Source organism: Psychrobacillus sp. Z16_25 (assembly GCF_056856695.1).
The window spans coordinates 217,003-238,921 of sequence record NZ_JBXEOV010000002.1; the positions used below are offsets into that span (position 1 = coordinate 217,003).

Below are 21,919 nucleotides of genomic sequence, written 5' to 3' on the forward strand. Positions count from 1 at the left end.
GGCGAAGCACCCCTCCTACATCATAATTCCGCCATCCACATGTAGCACATGCCCATGTACATAGCTGGATTCATCGGACGCTAAGTACAGGTAGGCATTTGCGATGTCCACTGGCTGCGCTAAACGTTGAAGAGCCACGACTGATTTCATTTGGTCAATAATCTTCTCTGGCATTTTTTCTACCATCTTTGTATTCGTAAAGCCCGGAGCTACTGCATTCACGTTAATTCCCTTTCTGCCTAGCTCCTTTGCCCACGTTTTGGTCATCCCGATTACTGCTGCCTTGGAAGCAGCATAGTTCGTCTGACCAACATTTCCATAGACTCCGCTTACTGAAGAGGTGTTAATAATTTTGCCATACCCTTGCTCTACTAAATGAGGCAAAACTGCTTGCGTGCAATGAAAAACTCCTGTTAGATTGACATCGAGCACTTTTGCAAAATCCTCAACAGTCATTTTTGAAAGCATCGCATCCCTTGTTATACCTGCATTGTTAACTAGAATATGAATCTTTCCATAGGCTTTCAGCGTCTGTTCAACAAGATTTTGCACACTGTCCTGCTGAGCTACGTTCACTTGAATAAAAATGGCTTGATACCCTTGCTCGCGAAGCTCCTGCTCCAGCTGTTTTCCGGCATGTTCATCATAATCAGCCAGCACCACCTTTGCTCCTTCCTCTGCAAAGCGTTTTGCCGCTGCTGATCCAATTCCGTTGCCTGCACCAGTAATGATTGCTACTTTATCTAGTAATCTCATGATGTTCCTCCCTCAAAAAGCCCTCTATTTTAGATATTAACTGCTCCATATCGTCTATGAGCGGAGAATGACCACAGTCTACTAAAGGAATATAGGTTGCATTTTCCCCTAAATCCTCCACAATTTCTTGTGTCATTTGCTCGGTTACAATGTAATCTCGATCTCCTCTTAAAATTAACACTGGTATGGTAATATCCTTCGCCTGATTTGTACCCTGTGTTAATCCATTATGGAACCCACTTATATTAAAGGTATTCAAAGAATGATAGACATCCGCCAGGTTTCGTTGTGTCAGCATATCGTCGACATATTCGTCATAAAGGCTAGCCTCGGGCTGATTATGTGTGTATATACCAGCATTCCATACCGCCTTTAAGCCTGCTCGATTTTTCGTATCATAAAAGCCTTGAATGACTTTTGTTTTGGAAGGGTCAGCCTCTACTTCTTCAATTGTTTGTAAGCGTTTCTCGAAATCCGATGTGCCATCAGCCTTGGTACCAAAGAATGGATATCCTCTAGTAGAAGCGGAGGCTAGCAGCACTAGCTTGTCGCAATAACCAGGGTAGTCAGCAACAAACTGCATACAGACTGCTCCCCCCGTCGACCAACCGATGAAAGTAAAATCCTTGATGCCCAGTTGATCAATAAATTCCTTTAAATCCTCTGAGAAATCTTTGATTCGGCTTATACGTCGATGATAAGTAGATTCACCGAAGCCTCTCATATCTAAGGCATAAATCGAATAAGCAGGATCTAACGCATCCATAAAAATATCCCAGTGCTTAGAGGAGGTCATATTTCCATGAACAAGCACGATTGTCTTTTCACTACCTAACCGCTCACGATAAGCGATCGACTCTCCATTTGATAGTATCTTTCGTTGGTATGTTGTATTCATGATAATCCCCCTTGTTTTCCCCATTTAATAGGAACCGCTCCCCATGCATATCCAATGCCGGCACTTACCAGTACTGCGATATCTCCATCCTTCAGCTTGCCTTGCTCCACAGCAAGCTCGAGTGAAATAATTTGATCTATCTGACCGATATGCCCATAATCACTCAAGTAAATAGATTGTTCCTCTTGTAAACCTAATTCATGTAACACGAAATCATGTGCTGACTTCTTCATATGCAAGATAGCTAGATAGTCAATATCCGTTTCGTTCAAGCCACTCTTCAACAAGGAATTTTTGATTACCTTGATAAAGTTCTGCATCGATTTTTGCTCTAATCTTGCTTTCATTCCTTCAGGGTCTAATACATCAAGTCTATATAGGCCCTGCTCAAGATGCTCAGCTCTAAGCGGCTCCTTTGTGCCCCCAACCGGGACGACCACATCCTCTGAAAAGGATCCATCGGTCATGATGTCAGCCTCTAACAACATGTTCTCAGGATGGTCTCGCTTTAGTATAATCGCCCCACCCCCTGCACCAAGGTTGAACATAAAACGTGTTCGTTCGTTCTTGTAGTCGATGAAATCACTATTGCGATAGCCACCTGCAAGCAAAACTGTTCTAATAGAAGGATCTGCCTGCATTAAACTTTTTGCAACCTTTAGAGCCATAATCGTCGTTCCACAGCGAAGGGCAACGTCAAAAGCCCAAGCATGATAAGCCCCTATCTCCTCTTGTAGCTTAATGGCTGCTGTCCAAAGTGGATATTCCTTATGCTCTTCGCCGATATAAATAATTAAATCAATACTTTTAGGATCAATCGAACCCTTTTCTAATGCTTTTTGTGCTGCCTTTATTCCCATCGCTACTGTATGGTCCTCTTCACCAGGTATAGGCTTTTGGTTAATTCCCATTTTCTTTTGAACAACCTCAAGTGGTAGACTTGCTGCTTGAGCAATTTCCTCTGCAGTCATTCTATTAGATGGGAGGTATACGCCAGTACTCGCTATTCCGACTATCATTTTGCAAGCTCCCTTCTCTTAGGGGCTACATCCACCTTTATGTTTTTATTCTTCCGTTTCCAAAGTGCATGTTGGATTGTTCCTACAATTCCTTTCGGGAAGAAGATTACTGCTAGAATGTAGACAATCCCAAAGAAAATGATCCAACGTTCGAAAATCGGATGCTCTTTTGCCATCCCTGATAAGTAATGCTGTGCGAGTTCTATCACACCTGCTCCTATGATTGGGCCGATCAATGTCCCCACCCCACCAATAATAGTCATCAGGAGTGCATCCAAGGTAATATCCATGGAGAGATAGCTCGTATTTACAAAACGAAGAGATATGGCATACAGAGATCCAGCAAGACTTGCGATGACGCCTGCTACTACAGAGGCAATTACTTTATAGTGTAGCGTCTGAAAACCAAGTGATTTTGTACGTTGTTCGTTTTCACGGACTGCTATCAACACCCTACCCATTGGAGAAGCTACAAATCTTCTTAGAAGGAAGTAGACTAACACCATACAGACAAGAACAACTAAATAGAACATCATTCGGTCCCTAAATACCTCTGGAGCTCGAAAGGTGAATCCGTCATTCCCTTGCGTAAGGCTCCTCCATTTTTCAGCTAGCACTAATATGAGCCCAGATACTGCCATCGTCAGCATTGCAAAGAAGTGACTTTTTAAACGGAGTGTTAACAGTCCAACTAAAAAGCTGACAGCTCCAGCAATCAGCATTCCAACTAAGATAGACAAAAGGAAAATGCCTAATGTTGAATCATAATGGTTGAGCATGATTGCAGTGGCATACGCACCAATACCAAAAAACATAGCGTGACCAAAGGAAACAATCCCCGTGTATCCAAGCAAGATATCATAGCTCATTGCTAAAATGGAAAAGATAAAAATTTGAGTAAGTAAAATGGTCCATGTCCTAGAATCAGAGACAAATGGGAAGATAAACAGTGATGCCACAATGATCAGCAAGATCCCGTGTTTTAATTGAAAAGTCGATTTCACTTTGCATCATCCTTTCGCTGTGAACAAGCCCTGCGGACGGAAGATTAATACGATTGCCATAAGCAACATATTGACCGCAAGGGATAAAGCAGGAACATAATAGGCCATGAAGCTTCCTGCTAGGCCTACTAGAATAGCTGCTAGAAGGGAGCCGGGAAAGCTTCCCATTCCTCCAATAACTACGACGATGAAAGCAAGAATAGCATATTCCATCCCCATCTCTGCATAAACGACACCTGAATAGGGAGCCATTAAAGCACCACTTAATGCTGCAAGAGCCGCACCAGCCATAAACACATATAAAAATACTCTCTTAATATTAATGCCCAGTGCCTGCACCATTTCTTTATTCATCACGCCTGCCCGCACTGTAAGCCCAATTTTCGTTTTCTTTAAAATGAACTGGAAGATACCGAATACTAAAAAGCCCACTAAAATGATGAAAAGACGATACTTGATAATAATTACGTCTCCTATCTCCCAGCTCCCTGCAAATGCCGGAGGGACTTTCGCTGCCAGTTGGTTAGGTCCAAAGACAACCTTTAACATCTCAGACAAGACAATCATAAAACCAAGGGTGATTAAAATTTGCTGCACGTGATTTCCATAAACAGGAGTAATAATAAGCTTTTCTGTGATAAAGCCAAGGATGATTCCTGTCGCTATTGCCCCTATAATCGCTAAAGTGAAGCTATTTGTCACGCTATAAAACCAAACGCCTGAAAATGCTCCCCAGGCAAATAATCCACCATGTGCAAAATTTAACACATCCATTAATCCGAAAATCAGGGTTAGTCCAGCAGCAAGTAAGAATATAAGCATCCCCGTAGCTAGACCATTGATCAATAGGTTGATGATCAATTCCATTTTTGTTCCTCCTTTATGCGATACCTAAGTACTTACGCTTTAATTCCTCATTCTGTACTAAATCTTTCATCGGGCCAGATTGGATGGATTCCCCATCATCGATGAGGGTGTATGTATCTCCGATGCGACTGGCCATTAGGAAGTTTTGCTCTACTAACACGATGGTCGTCTGCTTTTTCATTTCTATAATCGCTTCCATTACTTTTTCCACCACGACTGGAGCAAGTCCTTTAGAGGGCTCATCTATCAATAAAAGCTTGCTATCGTTTACAAAGGCTCTTGCCATTGCGAGCATTTGCTTTTGACCTCCTGATAGGTGTCCTCCCGCCTTTTTCCAATACTTTTTCAAATCTGGAAAAAGGTCCAGGACATATTCTTGTCTAGCTAACGCCGCATCATCTTCTTTTCTCATTGCCACTTTTAAGTTTTCTTCTACTGTAAGCCCCGCAAAAACCCCTTGATCCTCTGGGACATAGCCAATGCCATGAGTGGCAATTTGAAACGTAGGTACTTTGCTAATGTCTTTGTCTTGAAACATGATAGTTCCTGAAGTGGCTGGAGTTAGCCCCATAATCGTCTTTAAAGTAGTTGTCTTTCCCGCTCCATTTCTTCCTAAAAGAACGCTTACTTCCCCAGCTTTCGCTTCAAACGATACGCCTTGTAGTATGTGGTATTGCCCGATATGTGTATGAATGTTCTCCATTTTAAGCAAGGTGCTCATCATATAACCCTCCTAAATAAGCATTCTGTACGGTTTCATTATTCATAATTTCTGATGGCGTCCCATCCGCAAGGAGCCTTCCGTTGAATAAAACCATGATAGAATCCGATAAATCTAAAATCATATCCATCTTGTGCTCGATCAATAAGATTGTTTTATCGCCTTTTTGCTTGATTTGCTTGATTACCTCTAATATTGCAGGCACCTCCTCCAAAGACATTCCAGCGGTCGGTTCATCTAAGAGAAGAACCTCCGTGTCTAATGCTAAAAGCATGGCAATCTCTAGCTTTCTTTTTTCCCCATGAGAAAGCTGGTTTGCAATTGCATGAGATTTATTTGCAAGTAGAACCACTTCTAGAAGTTCCTCTGCTTGAGTTAACAAGTGTTTATAAGAAGTGAAATGTCGTAGCATTTGATAACGGATTTTTTCCTTAGATTGAAGCGCCAGTCGGACATTTTCTAATACCGTGAGGTTTGGAAAGACGTTCGTGATTTGAAACGAACGACCTAATCCAATTCTTGTTCTTTCAACAGCAGACATTTTGGCTAATGACTGTTCTTTGAAGAAGACATCACCCTCTGTTGGCTTTAGCTCCCCACTGATTAGATTGAAGAAGGTTGTCTTTCCTGCACCATTTGGTCCAATAATCGATTTAAAATGTCTTGGGGGCATGACAAAGTTGACGTGGTCTACCGCTGTCTGCCCTCCGAATTTAATGGTTAGATTTTCTGTTCGTAATATAGGTTCCATGAAACGATCTCCTTTCTATCTGTCACTCTCCACAAGATAGAAGCATCTATCCCATGGAGAGTGACAGGCCTACTTTAGATAGGCTGTCACTAAATGATTACTTTTTGTTTAAAATCGGTGGTTCCGTTTCTTCTGGTGTTAATTCACGTAATAATACAGGTACTGGATAAGGGAGTCCTTCCTGTTTCTCCAGCTTGATGGAATATAATGTTTGTAATGCTTGATGATCCTCCGGACGGAAAGTCATTTTCCCTTTCGGTGTCTCAAATGACATTCCTTCCATGATACTAATTAGCTCATTTCCATCTGCATTTCCTTCCGAATTCTTCAACGCTTCTACGATTGCGATAGCTGCGGACATACCACCCGGTGTAAATAGGTCTGGTACTTCTCCGTTAAAGCGTTTTTTATGCTCATCTACTAACCAATCGTTTATTTCATTGTCAGGTAATGTATGGTAGTAAACCGAGAAGCCTTCCATCCCTACTAGAGGCTCCATGATACTAAGAGCTGCAATGTCAGGTGCTCCTGTAGAAATTTTGATGCCTTTTTCCTGCAAATTTAAATCAGCAATTTGGTTCCAGGGAGAGTTAGCCCCTGCCCAAACAATGAACAAATAATCTGGCTTTGCTTGAATAATCTTTTGCAAGTTAGAAGTAAAGTCTGTCGCAGCTGGGTCTGCATATTCTTCTAATACGATTTCCGCTCCAAGCTCTTCTGCTGCAGCTTTAAATGCGGAAACGCCATCCCAGCCAAATGAATAATCTGGTGCGAATGTTGCAATCTTTACTCCTTCTTTTGCTATTGCCGCTGCCCCTGCTACCGCATCTTGTGATGAGTTACGGGCTGTTCTAAAAATAAACGGATTAAACTCGGAGCCGGTAATACTATCTGCAACTGCAGGCTCTACGATCATAATCTTTTCATATTCCTCTGCTAGTGGCAGAACAGCCAATGTATCTCCTGAGCTAGAAGCTCCAACCAAGAAGTCAACCTCATCTTCTTCCAGTAGCTTAGTTGCCTTTTGAACAGCTACCTCTGGCTTCGTTTCTGTATCCTCATAGATGATTTCAATTTTCTTGCCGGCAACCTCCATTGTTCCATCAGTAGCATACTCAATTCCTAGATCAAATCCATTTCTTGTTTGCTTACCATAGGATTCTAGAGCTCCTGTCAATGAGGCAAGTACACCGATACGTATTGTTTCTTGATTCTCCCCTGAAACAGCTACCTTTTCCCCTTCTGAATCTGAACAAGCTGCGCTAAAAACCATGATAAATAGTAGGACCAAAAGCAAACTCCATTTTTTTAACATGTACATCCCCCTATTGCATTTTGTAAGCGTTCTCATGCTTCGTGATTATCTTACAAAATAGGAGTTACAAAAGAGTTACAGGATGGATAGCTAGAAAATCGCAAGAAAAAATCCACTTAACAATTCTGTGTTAAATGGATTAATTGATTAGCTATAATTCGTTATCATCTCATACATCTGGATGGTTGTTGGCATAGGCTCGACCTTTAACTCATCTCTCAATATAGCCACGCATTTCTCATACCATCTGATAGAAAGAGATCTATTTTGCTGCTGATAATAGGCAAACATCAGCAGTCTGTATGCCTCTTCCCACGTAGGGTCTATTTTGAGAAGCTTTTCAGCCCAATAGATTGTTTGGTCAAACTCTTTTAATCTAGTAGAAGTTTGGGCAAGTCTTTCTAGAATAAATAAATATTTCTGCTCTGTCCTCTCTCTGTCATGTTGAATCCATTCGATTCCTTGTCTATCCTCTAAAATCGGTCCATGATATAGATTAACTGCTCTCATTAGCTGATCAATTGCAAATCTAGGATTTGTCTCTTTCATGCCTTTATCAGCAGATTCATGGAAAAGAGCTAAATCACTTGTGACGTTTGCCTGTGGATTCAATCTATACATGGATTGTCTTCTGGTAATAAAAAATGAATCCTCTCGGGCCATTCGAAACGGTTCAATGGTTTTCAGCAAGGAGTTTAGGACAACCTTAAAATCCCTATCCATCGTTTTTTCGTTGTTTTCTTTCCATAAAGCTCTTATTAGCTCTTCTTTCGGTACAAACCGGTTTTTGTTCATATATAAATAAACGAATAATTCCTTTGACTTATCTCTTTGCCATTTACGTTCTTCCACCTCTTCTAGACCCATATATAAGGTGAAAGAGCCTAATAGCTGTAACCTAAGCTCATAACCAGGATAGGCTATCCCTTCTTGGATGTTTAAACGGGCAGCAGCTGCTTGTAATATTTCATCTGCATCTATCTCTAATGCCTTTTGGTAAATCAAGTAATTCACCTGAAGATCTGGCGGACCAAAGATGGTTCGTTTTTGAAGGAAAAACCAAAAGTTATTGTCTATACATAGTTGCGAAAAGGAGATGCTATATTGGTGAAATAAATCATTCCTATCGAGCTTTAGATATATTCTCAGAAGCCAGTAATGAGTTAACATGAGACCGTAAACATCTTCACTCTCTTCCAAAAGCTTTTTAGCCTCTAAACAGGTTGCTTCACTTTTTTTCAAAAGATTATTTTCTAGATATACAATGGAAAGTCCCAAAAGGATATAAGCCGAAAGCCAGTAGTCATTGCTTCTTATTGTCTCTGCTAATCCTCTTTCACCATAAGAGATTGCCTCTTGAAGATTTCCTTGTCTACTTTTTAATATAGCCAGTCCGAGAAATGGCTCTGCCATTGCTCGTGAAACGTTTAAATCATCAATAAGATGTATTGCCTTCCTATAGCATGCCTCTGGGCCTTCTAAGTTATAAGGATTTATTAAGAGCTCCGCGTGTCCCTTCCTGATCCAACCTACTGCCTCCACAAATCCGGACCTCTCTTTAATTCCTGTTTGGATTCCCTTATCCGCCAATCGTTTGGCTTCTTCCATTTCTCCAATCAAGGAATAAATAAAAGACAAGAGTACATCTGTCTCCCTGTGAGAATCAGGTAAAGAAAGTTCATTTCCTAGGCGTTCCTGAAGGACATGAACCGCTCTTTCTAGCATGCCAGTCCGTAGGTATATTCTTCCGTCCAGGTTTCCCTCCTTCAAAACTTCTTCCGTTAACCTTTCGCTCTCTACCCACTGCTTGGCTTTGTTCGCTTTGCCGAGATTCACTAGATTTTCTGCTAGTAACCGCTTAAGCGTTATTTTTTCGTTCATTTTAATTTGTTTACTTTCTTCCGCCCATTTGATGGATTCCTCTAAGTATGACTTAGCCAGTGCAGGCTGTATGGTGTCCAAATATATATGAGCAATCCCTGCATTTGCTTTACTAATAAACACACTGTCCTGTGCTTCCATTGCTTTCTCTAAGCACCATTCGTAGGATTTCCGAGCCTTTTCATAAAAAGCACGATACCGATGACATTCTCCTTCATAAAAATATAATGGGTAAAATTTATCTTTAGATGACAGATGGTCTTTCATTAAATCCAGTAGCCAATCAAATTGCCCTGCTTGAATCATCGAAGGAGCAGCCTCTAGAAGGAGTGTGCCTAAAAATTCTTCGTCATTTGCTTTTACCCCATGGTGAATGGCTTGGACCATATTTTGTCTTTCTTTAAAAAATAGGGAGGCTTTTTGATGGTGCTCATCGTATAATTTTTTATTTTTTTGGAGCCATTTATTCTCTAAAAATTGCTGAAATAATGCATGAAAACGATATTCTCCATCTACACTTAGCGATTGGATAAACGTATGACCATTTGCAAGTCGCTCTAGCTGGTTTAATTCCCCCTCCCCAAAAAACGCTTGTATTATCTCTTTAGAAAATATAGAGAATATACTAAAGTTCAATAAGGATTGTTGGTCCTTCTCATTCATCAACAAGAAGACTTCTTCTGATAAATAGGAGAATAAATCTTGTAATGCTGGGTCTACTAGGTTGGTAATTTGCTTCGATGAATCTACAAACTGAACAGCAAAAAGCTGAATAGCAATCGCCCATCCTTCTGTTAACCTTTCAATCATAGCCGCTTCTTCTGCTGTTATTACTTTTTCGAAGTAATCCTCAAAAAACACCATTATTTCCTCTTCCGTGAAGGACAAATCTTTCTCGGTAATCTCTATTAGATGACTATTCATCTTTAGCTTGATTAACGCTGTCCATTTAGGACGTACTCTCGATGCAATAACTAAATGTATATGGTCAGGCAAAAACTCAATAATTTTTTCCATCATATAATTTATTTGAAAGACATGATCCACTAAATGAAAGTCATCTAACACGATTGAAAACGGTTTCTCAATGGCTGACAGCTCATTGCTGAACAAGGAATACCACCTTGTAAGCTCTGCTTCCTTTGGATACATGGAAAGTAGGTCGGTTGATAATAACTGTTGGCCAAAGGTAGGAATAGTTTTTTGAATACTTGCTATTAGGTGTCTAAGAAAAGGAAGAATATCGTCATCCTCTTCCGTTATGGAATACCAGGAAAATGTCTCATTGGAATCTATTAAGTATTGCGCGATTGCGGAGCTCTTACCAAATCCAGCACCGCTATGTAATAAGCATACCTTTTTGTCTGAAATAGTCTTTAGCTTTTTCATGAGGGAAGCTCTTCTCATATAGTGAGAAGAAGGCATTGGCGGATTTAGCTTAGACAAGATAATAGTTGGTTGCTTCATCCTTTTCCTCCTATATTTTCAACGTAATCTTACACATATCCTACCATATCTGTTATATAAATAGAATGATAATTCTGACAGGATAGCAAGAATGAATCAAGGTTCGTGTTGATGAAAAGAACTATATTGGAAAATGATTGCTTGGAAGATAGATTACTTTAGAAGCGATTTTTATTACTAATAGAGAAAGTTATAAATATATACGTTTTAACTGTGGAGCAACAAAAGAGAGGTTGGAGATCTTATCGAATGGTAGAGACTTAAATAATACGGGGATTTTTTTAGAAAATCTGAGGCATGTTAGAAAAACAGAATTCGATCAGTTGTTACCGAAAATATACAGTCGGAAAACGACCTAATGATGTTAATATTATATTAGGAGCAATAATAATCAACCGACACAATCAAGAATGATAGTTTGTACATTAAAAAAGAGAAAGTCGGATTTGAATCAATTCAAATCCGACTTTCTTCTATTGAAAGCTAATATTAAGCTTCTTGAATTTTGTTACGTAGTACCATTTGAAGGATACCACCGTGACGGTAGTAATCTACCTCAACCTCTGAGTCGAAACGTGCAAGAACCTTGAATTCTTTTACAGATCCGTCTTCTGCTTTCGCAGTAACAGTTAGAATATCACGAGGTTTTACACCTTCAGCGATGTTGATGCTGATTTCTTCTTTACCAGTTAGGCCAAGAGTCTCAGCATTTTCTCCTGGTAAGAAGTTTAATGGAAGCACACCCATCATCACGAGGTTAGAACGGTGAATACGCTCGAAGCTTTCTGTGATAACAGCTTTAATACCAAGTAAGTTTGTACCTTTTGCTGCCCAGTCACGAGAAGAACCCATTCCGTAATCTTTTCCACCAAGAACTACTAATCCAGTACCTTCTTCTTGGTACTTCATAGCTGCATCATAGATAGACATGATTTCGCCTGTTGGCCAGTAAGTTGTATAACCACCCTCTGTACCTGGAGCGATTTGGTTACGGATACGGATGTTCGCGAATGTCCCGCGCATCATTACTTCATGGTTACCACGACGAGAACCATAAGAGTTGAAGTCACGTACTTCTACACCGTTTTCACGTAGGTATTTACCTGCAGGTGTATCTTTACCGATTGCACCAGCTGGTGAAATATGGTCAGTAGTGATAGAGTCACCGAATTTAGCAACTACACGTAAACCTGATAATCCTTCGATACTACCTGGCTCAGGAGATAATCCTTGGAAGAATGGTGGGTTTTGGATGTAAGTTGATTTTTCATCGAATGTGTATAGAGACTCAGTAGATGTCTCGATCGCATTCCATGCTTCGTTTTCATCAAATACACGTGCATATTCTTTTTGGAATAGTTCACGAGTTACCACTTTGTTTAGAACTTCATTTACTTCTTCAGTTGAAGGCCAGATATCTGCGAAGAATACATCGTTTCCATCTTGGTCTTTACCTAAAGAATCTTTTTGTAAGTCAACATCTACAGTTCCAGCAAGAGCATAAGCTACTACTAATGGTGGAGATGCAAGGTAGTTAGCTTTTACAAGTGGGTGTACGCGTCCTTCAAAGTTACGGTTACCAGAAAGCACTGAAGTAACGAATAAGTCTTCTTCTACGATTGCTTTCTCGATTTCAGGTAATAATGGACCTGAGTTACCGATACATGTAGTACATCCGTAACCAACTGTGTTAAAGCCGATTTCGTCTAAGAATTTATCTAAGCCTGAATCTTTTAGGTATCCAGTTACAACTTTAGAACCTGGTGCTAAAGATGTTTTTACATATGCAGGAACTTTTAAGCCTTTTTCTACTGCTTTTTTCGCAACAAGACCAGCTGCAAGCATTACGTATGGGTTAGAAGTGTTTGTACAAGAAGTGATTGCAGCGATTGCTACAGCACCTGTTGGCATAACAACTTCTTTATCTTCAAATTTAACAGTTGCGTTTTTCGCAAATTCTTTTTCTGTTAATCCAAAGCCTTGAGTACCTTGTGGAGCTACTACAGCTTCACGGTAACGAGCTTTCATATCTGTAAGTGGAATTAAATCTTGTGGACGCTTAGGACCAGAAAGGTTTGCTTGAATGTCTGCAAGATTAATTTCAATTACGTCTGTGTAAACAGGCTCGAGTGTAGGATCAAAGAACAAATCGTTTGCTTTTAAGTAAGCTTCTACAACTGCGATGTGCTCTTCTTCACGGCCAGTTAAGCGTAAGTATTCAAGAGATTCTTCGTCGATTGCGAAGTAACCACATGTTGCACCATACTCTGGAGCCATGTTAGCGATTGTCGCACGGTCAGCAAGTGGTAGTTTAGATACCCCAGGACCAAAGAATTCTACGAATTTACCTACTACGCCACGTTGACGTAATACTTGAGTAACTTTTAATGCTAAGTCGGTTGCAGTAGTTCCGTTTGGAAGGTCTCCAACTAATTTAACACCAATTACTTCTGGGATTGGGAAGTAAGAAGGTTGGCCTAACATACCAGCCTCTGCTTCAATACCACCTACACCCCATCCTAATACTCCAAGACCATTGATCATTGTTGTATGAGAGTCAGTACCTACTACTGAATCTGGGAAAGTATCTAATGTGCCATCTGTATTTTCTTTAACGTGTACGATTGGCGCAAGATACTCAAGGTTAACTTGGTGAACAATACCTGTTGCTGGTGGAACAGCACGGAAGTTGTCATAAGCTGTTTGCGCCCATTTTAAGAAATTGTAACGCTCAGCATTACGCTCGAACTCAAGGTCCATGTTAGCTTTTAATGCTGATGCCGAACCATATTTGTCTACTTGTACGGAGTGGTCGATTACAAGGTCTACTGGAATAGCAGGGTTGATTTTATCTGGGTTACCACCCATTTCCTTCATTGCAGAACGCAAGGAAGCAAGGTCAACTACTACTGGTACTCCTGTGAAGTCTTGTAGTACAACACGTGAAGGTTTAAAAGGAACTTCTGCTTCTGGATCAGCATCTTTACCCCATTTTGCCAGTTGTTCAACATGCTCTTCTTTGATAACATAACCATCATATTGACGTAGCACAGATTCTAGTAATACTTTAATTGAATATGGAAGGCGTGAAATATTTGCAATTCCAGCTTCCTCTAAAGCAGCTAGACGATAATAGTTATACTCTTTGCCATTTAGCTCGAAAGAAGTACGACTGTTGTGTAAGCTATTGTTTGCCATTTGTGTTCCTCCTAATATCTATTGAAAAGACTCTATTCAAGTAACTTTTCTCCAAGGATAATAATACTCTAATACGAACGATAAGTAAATTACATTAAAATTATTATAAGTAATAATTATTTCTTATGACCTTTTATTTTTTTGATTATTTTTTCTAATTGTTTCACATGTCGCTTTTCATGTAGACCTACAAAGGGGAACCATTGACCTAACGGGACCCTTCCAAAAGCAGGATGAGAAAGCGATTTATTTTGAAAGGTTTGAAAATCATGCTTCGCATATAATTCCAGCAATTTCATGCGGGTTTGATGAAGCTCCTCCTTCATTACCTGCTTTGTTTCAAATGAGGATGTTGGTTGTGCGTACTTAGGTGCCTTCACTTTAAATATTCTAATTGTTGTAAGCTGAATAGGCTTTTTCTTTACCTTCGGACTAGATGGTTTTGCTAGCTCTAGCTTAATTCCTTCAATTATTTTGGACTCCAGCTTTATTAAATGCTCTAAAATCTGTTTTGGTGACCATGTATTTGTATCTGGAGCTGTATTGAATTCATCGTCTGTCAAAGAATCTATTAAACGAAAAAGATCCGCTCTAATTTGATTATTTTTTTCTAAAAACATATTATGCCCTCCACTTTTACTCTTTAGTATGGATATACCCATATCTCCCCTTATACAATCGTAAAAACCACACGTATTTTCATTTGATTCAAACTATGAGAGAATGGAAGATTGGAAAGGAAGATTAAAAATGCTTAAAGAAATGAAGATGAACCATTTAAACGATCCATGGGAGGCATACAGAGATATTGAGAAGCATGGTAAACTAACTCTTTCTAATATAGAATTTACTACCACCACACTTTGTAATATGAGATGTGCACATTGCGCAGTTGGATATACGCTTCAAACAAAGGATCCAGTAGCACTACCTATTGAGTTGATCATACAGCGTTTAGATGAAATCCCACATTTACAAACGATAAGTATCACTGGTGGCGAACCAATGCTATCGAAGAAATCTGTCAATAATTATGTGTTGCCACTATTAAAATATGCCCATAATCGAGGAGTTCGTACGCAAATTAACTCAAATCTCACTTTAGACCCTGAGAGATACTTGCTAATAGCTCCATATCTAGATGTGTTACATATATCCCACAACTGGGGAACGATTGACGAATTTGTAGAAACAGGCTTCGCTGTGATGGAACGCAAGCCAACCTATGAGCAGCGTGCAAAATTGTTTGAGCGCATGATAGCGAACAGTAGAATGCTTGCAGAGGCAGGTGTCATGGTATCTGCGGAAACCATGCTTAATAAAAAAACACTGCCGTATCTAGAACATATTCACAGACAGGTTGTCGAGGAAATGAAGTGCGCAAGGCATGAAATTCATCCTATGTATCCTTCCGATTTTGCTTCTTCTCTGGAAACACTCACATTAGAGGAGACAAAAAATGCGATTGAGGATATTTTAGATTTTCGCAATGAGGACGTATGGATGTTATTTGGAACGCTTCCCTTTTACCCATGTAACCCCGACCCTAAAGTTACTGCCCTCTTAAAAAGATTTGCTGCAGCTAAAAATGTATCCGTTAGGAATGACCCTGACGGTAGATCCCGTTTAAATGTAAGTATTTTTTCTGGAGAAGTTATTGTTACTGATTTTGGAGATGCTCCAGCGCTTGGAAATATTGTGTCAGACTCACTGCCTGATGTCTTTGATAAATGGCTAGCTTCTCCCCTGTCACAGTCCTTAAACTGCCATTGTCCTGCTGTTAAATGCTTAGGACCAAATCTCCTGGTGAAAAATATGTATTATAAGGATGCACAATTTATAAGTGGCTCAGTCAAATAAAGTTACTGGGACATATCAAATGAGGAGCACTTATGATTCTGTGATTAGAATCGTATGTGCTTTTTTAATTTTGAGACTAGGGTCTCCGCTGCATCGGACACATTCCGTGAGGCCAAAAGGATGTTGGTTAGAAAATTGTGGTCACACGATGTGACGTTCTCAGTTTTCCATCCTTAAAAGGATTCATAACCGAACGCTAGCGCGTGCCGTTGCCAGTTTCACCTATCTCCCTTCGACTCTGCTTCGCTCCAATAGTGTTTCTTACTGTAAATTTTGAACATAAAATTTTAAAAAGGTGGTTTTGTTCAAATCTTTCTTTTAAACACTTTAGTTTACATAATATTATTATTTAAAATAAATTGATTGTCTTCAAATTGATTGCTGTTTACAGGTAGGAATCTGTAGGGATTGTATCTTACCTGTTAGAAAGCATCATCTTAGAGTGACCTATCGATTCTTATTCAATCTTAAAAATAGCAGGTGAAATATTCGTTCTTTTCATTCATACTAGAAATAAAACTGATATAGGGGTGTTATGGATGAAGAAAGCATTATTAGTTATCGATTATACAAACGATTTTGTTGCCGATAATGGTGCGCTAACTTGCGGGAAACCTGGTCAAATGATAGAAAATTATATTGTTCAGCTTACAGAAGAATTTTTACGCAAGGGAGATTTAGTCGTATTTCCTACTGACTTACACGAAGAAGATGACATTTATCATCCGGAAACAAAGCTATTTCCCCCACATAACATAAAGGGCACGGAAGGCAGAACGCTATATGGGAAAATTCAAGACGTTTATACGCAAAACAGAGATCGAGTTATTTGGATGGATAAAACAAGATATAGTTCCTTTGCTGGGACTCCTCTACAGCAAATACTACGTGCAAGAGGAATAAATGAACTGCACCTAGTTGGTGTATGTACTGACATTTGTGTACTTCATACTGCAGTGGATGCATATAATCTTGGTTTTCAACTAGTTATTCATAAGGGTGGAGTAGCCAGCTTTAATGAGGTAGGTCATGACTGGGCGCTCAATCATTTTGCTAATTCATTGGGCGCTACTGTTATCTGAAAATAGTCTCATATGTTTAATATTTCTTTCTTTTGGATATATAACTAATGTCAAGTCATTTAGCCAAAGGAGAGAAAAGCTATGAGTATTATTTTATTTTTAATCATTGGTGGAGTTATAGGATGGTTAGCAGGACTTATTCTAGGTAAGGACGTTCCAGGAGGTATTATTGGTAATATTATTGCCGGAGTAATTGGGGCATGGATTGGAGGAATGATTTTCCCGGATATGGGTCCGGTAATCTGGGATATGGCCATCATTCCTGCTTTAATCGGTGCTATTATCTTTGTAGCGATATTAAGCTTGATCCTTAGAGCAATACGAAAATAATAACTGGAGATTGCGACTACGAAGGTAGGATTTAGCGTTACTACCTAAAAATCTTAGATTTTAAAAGATAAGGGATATTCCATAAGCCTCAGCTTATAGAATATCCCTTTAATTTCTTTTTGTTACTTTCTGTGATTCTTCGTGCTGAGAAGTATAAAGTTCATAGTAATACATAACGTCTTCGACATATTTTTCGCTTCGATTATAATTAAAGACTGCTTTTTCGATATCTCCGTCTGCTGCACCACTAGCTGCTAAATAATTTGCTGCACTGAAAATAGCATCCTCAATATCAAATGGATCAGCAATCCCATCTCCGTTTGCATCAATTCCGTATCCTCCGTACATTTCAATTACTTCCGGATTTACTTTATCTTCTTCAGGAATATCTCCTTTTCCTAAGTCACTACAGCTCGGATGAGACCAGCCAACAAAAGTGCAAGGCATAAATTGCATATGTCCCTCCGCTCCCACAGGCGATACGAGTGTACTCATAGAAGAAAATTTTGTTTCAATTCTATGATGAGCAGCCAATAATGTCCATGGAACCCCAAACTCTTCTTCCGCTGCCATATAAATTTCTAAATATTCTTCAGGGATTTCAACTTGCATCGTACTATCTTTAATTTCAAATGTTAAACGTTGGATGATGGGTACCTTTTGAAGGCTATTCCAGCTGATAATCAGTAAAACATATACTGTGATTGTAATAGGAAGGAGTAAAGCAATCATCCAAGCTTTTTTTTTCATGCTTTTATTGTTCTTTGCTGACATCCTATCACCTCACCTTTAAAGTTGCTTTTGATAAATACTTAATAGTTGATCAATGGAAAGTGGTTTTCCGAAATAATATCCTTGTAGATAATGGCATTCCAATTCCTTAAGACTAATAGCTTGTTGATTGTCCTCTACCCCTTCTGCCAAAACAGTTAGCTTCAAATTGTGGGCTAAGGAAATAATTGACTGAACAATTGCCTTCGTTTTCACATTATGTATAGAACGTGTAAAGCTTTGGTCAATTTTAATGATATTTACCGGAAGCTTTTCCAAATGCTTAAACGAAGAATAGCCCGTCCCAAAATCATCAATAGCAATTTGAAAACCTAAATCCTTTAACTCTTGTAAGGATTTTATTACAAACTCAGTATATTCCATTATAATTGACTCCGTTATTTCCAAAACTATTTTATTTGGATTTACATTCGTTTCTTGCAATATTCGTTTTGTTCTTTCGATGTAATCATGCTGATAAAATTGCCTTGCAGAAACATTTACACTAAACAGAAGTTCTCTTTCTAAAGCTTGTTCAATTATTGGGATATGTAAACAAGTTTCTCTTAATACAAAATCTCCAATTTTTATTATTAGACCACTTCTTTCAGCAATCGGAATAAATTCACTTGGAGAAATCATTTCATCATTATGTTTCCAACGAAGCAGGGACTCTACACCGACCATTTGATTTAGAGAAGATAAGACTTGAGGCTGAAAATGCAAAAACAATTCGTTTTTACCTAATGCATCCTTTAATCCATCCTCTAAGTAAAGTTGCCTATTTGCTAATTCCGATAAGGAAGACTGATATCTTTGATGCATAAATCCGCCTGATTTCTTCGCCTCTTCTACTGCTATTTCAGCAAATCTTATTAATTCAGAGGGATTTTGAGAATCAGATGGGAAATGTACAGAGCCTATGCTTACAGGAATGGTAATATCTTTTTCTTGTATATGAAGAGGAATAGAACAATCAGCTAAAATAATATTAATGAGGGCTTCCAACTCTTCATTGCTCCGGTTCTTTAATAAAACAATAAACTCATCTGCCACCCAACGTGCGATGATATCAGAGCTTTTAAAATTTACATTGTATCTCAGCCGATTAGCTACTTGCTTTAAAACATAATCTCCACTTTCATGTCCATATAAATCATTTATCATCTTGAAGCGATCAAAATCAATGAACAATAAATGGAATGGCTCTTTTTTCGAAAGAAAATTATTTAAATTCGTTTGAAGCGAGCTTCTATTTTCGAGGCCTGTTAGCTCATCCTTGAAATCTTTTAAAAAAAGATTGTTTTGTGCTCCCCATAGCTGTTTCAATAAATATAATAATAACAGAGCGCTAAGTCCTACATATATAAAACCCTTTGAAATAGAAATAGTTTTACCTTCTGGGAAATAATGAAATAACAGCGTATCGGAAAGAAAAATCCAAAGTATGCTTGCAAGCGCATAAATAACTACGATCCGAAATGAGATACTGCGATATGTTTTCGTTAAGGACATTTGGGTTCTCCTTTTCTTCTATCTCTATGAAAACAATATCATAATTTAATAGGGAAAAATATACAAAAACATAAAAAATTCTAAACATTTTTTATTATTTTTTCACCTATTTTTGGTATAGAAACTCTCTAGATAGGAAAACCTAAAACTAGAAGACAACAAAAAAAGGTTTTCGTGAAGAGGATGTGAAGGGTCGACAGCTTCCTACCAGTATCATTACATACGTGAAATACCCTTTATATCTTCAGCACTAAAAACCAATTTATACTTTAGAATCCATGTAAAAGGCTAATGATAATATATTTGCCAGTGCACTCTTTTCATTAGCTATTACTTATTTTCTTTCTTCTTTCCATCCTCAATAAGCGTTTCCACATCAATAACTATTTCTTCTTTAGGCACATTTTCATTTCCTACATAATTTTTGACTGCAATACCATTTTGGTCTACTAAATAAAACCTTACTCCATGAATAACTTGGTCAGAATTAGGGTTATTACGAACAAGCGCCTTGAAAGATTTTTCAGCAAATTGTGATATATGCTCTTGATCATAACCAGTCAATAGATTCCATTTTGATTCATCTGGAACATCATACATATCAAGATATTCTTGTAGCTTTTCTGGTGTATCTACTTCTGGATCAACACTAAAGGCCACTATTTTGTAGTCCTCTATTCCTTTTTCCACTAACATTTCTTGAATTTCTGTCATATTAAAGGTCATTGGAGGGCATACTGTCGTGCAATTAGTGAATATAAAGGTTGCAAGCCAAACTGTTCCCTTCAAGCTTTCTAAGGAAACTTCCTCACCGCGCTGATTATCATAGGCGAAATCACTAACTTGCCAATTTGTTTGAGCTTCAAAGTCACCACTACTTCCACATCCTACGAGAATCAATGTAGTAATAGAAAGTAACACGAAAAATTTTTTCATGGAATCCCTCTCTCTTCCTTTTATAGCATAATCTTATCGAAAGCAGACGAATCCATCAACTAAACTTTCCTGTATATTTTAACAGTTTTGTGTCCATCATCTTATTGCAAGTAGAGCGTTTTTTATCTCTTCTAGCTTGCTTTCTACTCTGTGCATTAAATAGAATGCAACAAAAATAGGAAAGCCCACATCTTGGATAACTGATAAAAATTCCTCCATTTATTATAGCTCCCTTTTTAAAAAAACTCTCCCGAAGGAGAGTTTTTTCTTAGATTATTTCTTCCACATTTCGTTCAACTATCTTTGCAGATTTAATTACTGTCAGTGCAGTTCCCTCTACATGAAAAACATCGCTTGAAAGAATTACCTGAGCACCAGTTTCCACTTGTGCCTGTGTCAATGTTTCCTTAGGGTCATCCACTGAGACTAGAAGACTTTTACCATTTGCTGCTTCAAATTGAATTTGTAACGTCTTTGCCATTTACTTTCCTCCTCTTATTGAATAGACATTGTTTGTACTCTTTCCGCCCCGATATAACCTTTTGCTGAAAAGCCTGCTAGAACATCCGACACTGCCAATAACTGGTCTGCAGTTGCAGCAGATCTCAAATTACGGTACGTCTTACTAGTGAATTTCATTTTTCCTTCCTCTGTGATACCTGCTTCAAACACCAACCTCAGTACTGCTTGCTTGTATTCGAAATTAGCCATTTTCTATCACCTCCTTCACTTATTAAATAGAAACTTTTTCTAAGAAAGGATACATTGTTGATGAAAAAGTTTTTAATAAGTTTTATACTAGATTTAGAATGAGGTGAATAGAGTGGTAACATTATCAGGCTGGTTTATGTGGTTTATCGTTTTCTGGGTAATCATTTTAGTTACTTTAATGGGGATCGGTGGCTTCTTCATGTTTAGGAAGTTTCTAAAATCCATGCCTAAAAATGACGGTAAATCAGACTTAGATTGGGAAGAATATTATGTAAATAAAACAATCCATATGTGGAACGATGAACAAAAGGCTTTGTTAAATGAGCTGACGGCTCCAGTACCTGAGCTATTCAGACCAGTTGCAAAACAGAAAATCGCAGGTAAAATTGGACAGCTCGCTTTAGAGGAAAAGGCAACTTCTATTACACAGGACTTATTAATAAGAGGTTATATAATAGCTACACCCAAGCGGGATCATAAATTTTTACGGAAGAAAATGGATCAGCTAGATATGGATGTGTCACCTTATGAAAAGTATTTTGAACTATCCGTTGACACGAGAAAAGAAGCGTTAGGTAAGCATGCGAAGAATTAAATAATATGGAGAATTCATGGCGTCCCCATTGTTAGATATACAAAACAATGGGGACGCCATTATATATGTATAAAAATTAGGGTTCTATAATTTTTGACGGGTTACATAATAAAAAAAGAACAAAATCACCCCTTTTATACTGTATAGTTGAAAAAAGCAATAGAATGGCGATTTCGTAAATGCTTTGGGTTTCCAATAAACCTCCGGTTCTCCGCTGCCGCGGACGCTTTCCGCGGGCCAAC

The 21,919-nt window shown here is 38.6% G+C and carries 21 protein-coding genes; 4 read left to right on the plus strand and 17 right to left on the minus strand.

Features of this window, described 5'->3' with window-relative positions; genetic code table 11:
• Window positions 1-15 precede the first annotated feature (15 nt).
• The 11 genes from fabG to AC1VU3_RS03825 all read right to left on the minus strand — a co-directional run bounded on the left by fabG (window position 16) and on the right by AC1VU3_RS03825 (window position 14,497).
• Window positions 16-756: a 3-oxoacyl-ACP reductase FabG gene (gene fabG / locus AC1VU3_RS03775; RefSeq protein WP_482982814.1), complete on the minus strand. Its 741-nt coding sequence runs from the start codon at window positions 754-756 to the stop codon at window positions 16-18.
• The gene (gene phaZ, locus AC1VU3_RS03780) at window positions 740-1,654 is read right to left on the minus strand and encodes an intracellular short-chain-length polyhydroxyalkanoate depolymerase (RefSeq protein WP_482982815.1); all 915 of its coding nucleotides are present in this window, start codon (window positions 1,652-1,654) and stop codon (window positions 740-742) included. The genes fabG and phaZ overlap by 17 nt, the downstream gene beginning before the upstream one ends.
• The gene (locus AC1VU3_RS03785; RefSeq protein ID WP_480387964.1) at window positions 1,651-2,673 is read right to left on the minus strand and encodes a 3-oxoacyl-ACP synthase; all 1,023 of its coding nucleotides are present in this window, start codon (window positions 2,671-2,673) and stop codon (window positions 1,651-1,653) included. Before AC1VU3_RS03785 ends, phaZ begins: the two co-directional genes overlap by 4 nt.
• Window positions 2,670-3,677, minus strand: coding sequence for a branched-chain amino acid ABC transporter permease (locus tag AC1VU3_RS03790; RefSeq protein WP_482982816.1), 1,008 nt, complete (start codon window positions 3,675-3,677; stop codon window positions 2,670-2,672). The genes AC1VU3_RS03785 and AC1VU3_RS03790 overlap by 4 nt, the downstream gene beginning before the upstream one ends.
• Window positions 3,678-3,683: 6 nt before the next feature.
• Window positions 3,684-4,544: a branched-chain amino acid ABC transporter permease gene (locus AC1VU3_RS03795; protein ID WP_482982817.1), complete on the minus strand. Its 861-nt coding sequence runs from the start codon at window positions 4,542-4,544 to the stop codon at window positions 3,684-3,686.
• Between the two features lie 13 nt (window positions 4,545-4,557).
• Complete coding sequence (locus AC1VU3_RS03800; RefSeq protein WP_482982818.1) at window positions 4,558-5,265, minus strand: ABC transporter ATP-binding protein; 708 nt, start codon at window positions 5,263-5,265, stop codon at window positions 4,558-4,560.
• Entirely contained in the window at window positions 5,249-6,016 is a 768-nt protein-coding gene (locus AC1VU3_RS03805; RefSeq protein ID WP_480387968.1) for an ABC transporter ATP-binding protein, read from the minus strand. The genes AC1VU3_RS03800 and AC1VU3_RS03805 overlap by 17 nt, the downstream gene beginning before the upstream one ends.
• Window positions 6,017-6,113: 97 nt before the next feature.
• Window positions 6,114-7,331 carry a substrate-binding domain-containing protein gene (locus tag AC1VU3_RS03810; protein ID WP_480387969.1) on the minus strand — a complete coding sequence of 406 codons (1,218 nt, stop codon included), beginning with the start codon at window positions 7,329-7,331 and terminating at the stop codon, window positions 6,114-6,116.
• A 147-nt stretch (window positions 7,332-7,478) separates the two neighbouring features.
• Complete coding sequence (locus AC1VU3_RS03815) at window positions 7,479-10,679, minus strand: AfsR/SARP family transcriptional regulator (protein WP_482982819.1); 3,201 nt, start codon at window positions 10,677-10,679, stop codon at window positions 7,479-7,481.
• 489 nt (window positions 10,680-11,168) lie between these two features.
• The gene (acnA, locus tag AC1VU3_RS03820) at window positions 11,169-13,877 is read right to left on the minus strand and encodes an aconitate hydratase AcnA (protein ID WP_482982820.1); all 2,709 of its coding nucleotides are present in this window, start codon (window positions 13,875-13,877) and stop codon (window positions 11,169-11,171) included.
• Window positions 13,878-13,993: 116 nt separating this feature from the next.
• Window positions 13,994-14,497 carry a DinB family protein gene (locus tag AC1VU3_RS03825; protein WP_480387972.1) on the minus strand — a complete coding sequence of 168 codons (504 nt, stop codon included), beginning with the start codon at window positions 14,495-14,497 and terminating at the stop codon, window positions 13,994-13,996.
• Between the two features lie 130 nt (window positions 14,498-14,627).
• Between AC1VU3_RS03825 and yfkAB the strand changes: the two genes are divergently transcribed.
• From yfkAB to AC1VU3_RS03840, 3 genes are all read left to right on the plus strand, one after another.
• On the plus strand, window positions 14,628-15,737 hold the full coding sequence (gene yfkAB / locus AC1VU3_RS03830; RefSeq protein WP_482982821.1) for a radical SAM/CxCxxxxC motif protein YfkAB: 1,110 nt from the start codon (window positions 14,628-14,630) through the stop codon (window positions 15,735-15,737).
• A 539-nt stretch (window positions 15,738-16,276) separates the two neighbouring features.
• Window positions 16,277-16,819: a cysteine hydrolase family protein gene (locus tag AC1VU3_RS03835; RefSeq protein WP_482982822.1), complete on the plus strand. Its 543-nt coding sequence runs from the start codon at window positions 16,277-16,279 to the stop codon at window positions 16,817-16,819.
• 81 nt (window positions 16,820-16,900) lie between these two features.
• Window positions 16,901-17,149 carry a GlsB/YeaQ/YmgE family stress response membrane protein gene (locus AC1VU3_RS03840; protein WP_480387975.1) on the plus strand — a complete coding sequence of 83 codons (249 nt, stop codon included), beginning with the start codon at window positions 16,901-16,903 and terminating at the stop codon, window positions 17,147-17,149.
• A gap of 108 nt (window positions 17,150-17,257) precedes the next feature.
• On the opposite strand, the gene AC1VU3_RS03845 is transcribed toward AC1VU3_RS03840, so the two are convergent.
• The 6 genes from AC1VU3_RS03845 to AC1VU3_RS03870 all read right to left on the minus strand — a co-directional run bounded on the left by AC1VU3_RS03845 (window position 17,258) and on the right by AC1VU3_RS03870 (window position 21,082).
• Window positions 17,258-17,923, minus strand: coding sequence for a lytic transglycosylase domain-containing protein (locus AC1VU3_RS03845; RefSeq protein ID WP_480387976.1), 666 nt, complete (start codon window positions 17,921-17,923; stop codon window positions 17,258-17,260).
• A 15-nt stretch (window positions 17,924-17,938) separates the two neighbouring features.
• On the minus strand, window positions 17,939-19,435 hold the full coding sequence (locus tag AC1VU3_RS03850) for a putative bifunctional diguanylate cyclase/phosphodiesterase (RefSeq protein ID WP_482982823.1): 1,497 nt from the start codon (window positions 19,433-19,435) through the stop codon (window positions 17,939-17,941).
• A gap of 330 nt (window positions 19,436-19,765) precedes the next feature.
• Entirely contained in the window at window positions 19,766-20,371 is a 606-nt protein-coding gene (locus AC1VU3_RS03855; protein ID WP_482982824.1) for an SCO family protein, read from the minus strand.
• A gap of 96 nt (window positions 20,372-20,467) precedes the next feature.
• Complete coding sequence (locus AC1VU3_RS03860) at window positions 20,468-20,590, minus strand: YvrJ family protein (RefSeq protein ID WP_480387979.1); 123 nt, start codon at window positions 20,588-20,590, stop codon at window positions 20,468-20,470.
• Between the two features lie 49 nt (window positions 20,591-20,639).
• Window positions 20,640-20,852 (minus strand): DUF2922 domain-containing protein, encoded by a 213-nt coding sequence (locus tag AC1VU3_RS03865; protein ID WP_482982825.1) that lies wholly within the window; start codon window positions 20,850-20,852, stop codon window positions 20,640-20,642.
• Window positions 20,853-20,866: 14 nt separating this feature from the next.
• Window positions 20,867-21,082 (minus strand): DUF1659 domain-containing protein, encoded by a 216-nt coding sequence (locus AC1VU3_RS03870; protein WP_480387981.1) that lies wholly within the window; start codon window positions 21,080-21,082, stop codon window positions 20,867-20,869.
• 136 nt (window positions 21,083-21,218) lie between these two features.
• Here AC1VU3_RS03870 and AC1VU3_RS03875 point away from each other — a divergent pair, with 136 nt between their 5' ends.
• Window positions 21,219-21,677, plus strand: a complete 459-nt coding sequence (locus AC1VU3_RS03875; RefSeq protein WP_482982907.1) for a DUF2621 domain-containing protein — start codon at window positions 21,219-21,221, stop codon at window positions 21,675-21,677.
• Window positions 21,678-21,919: the final 242 nt, after the last annotated feature.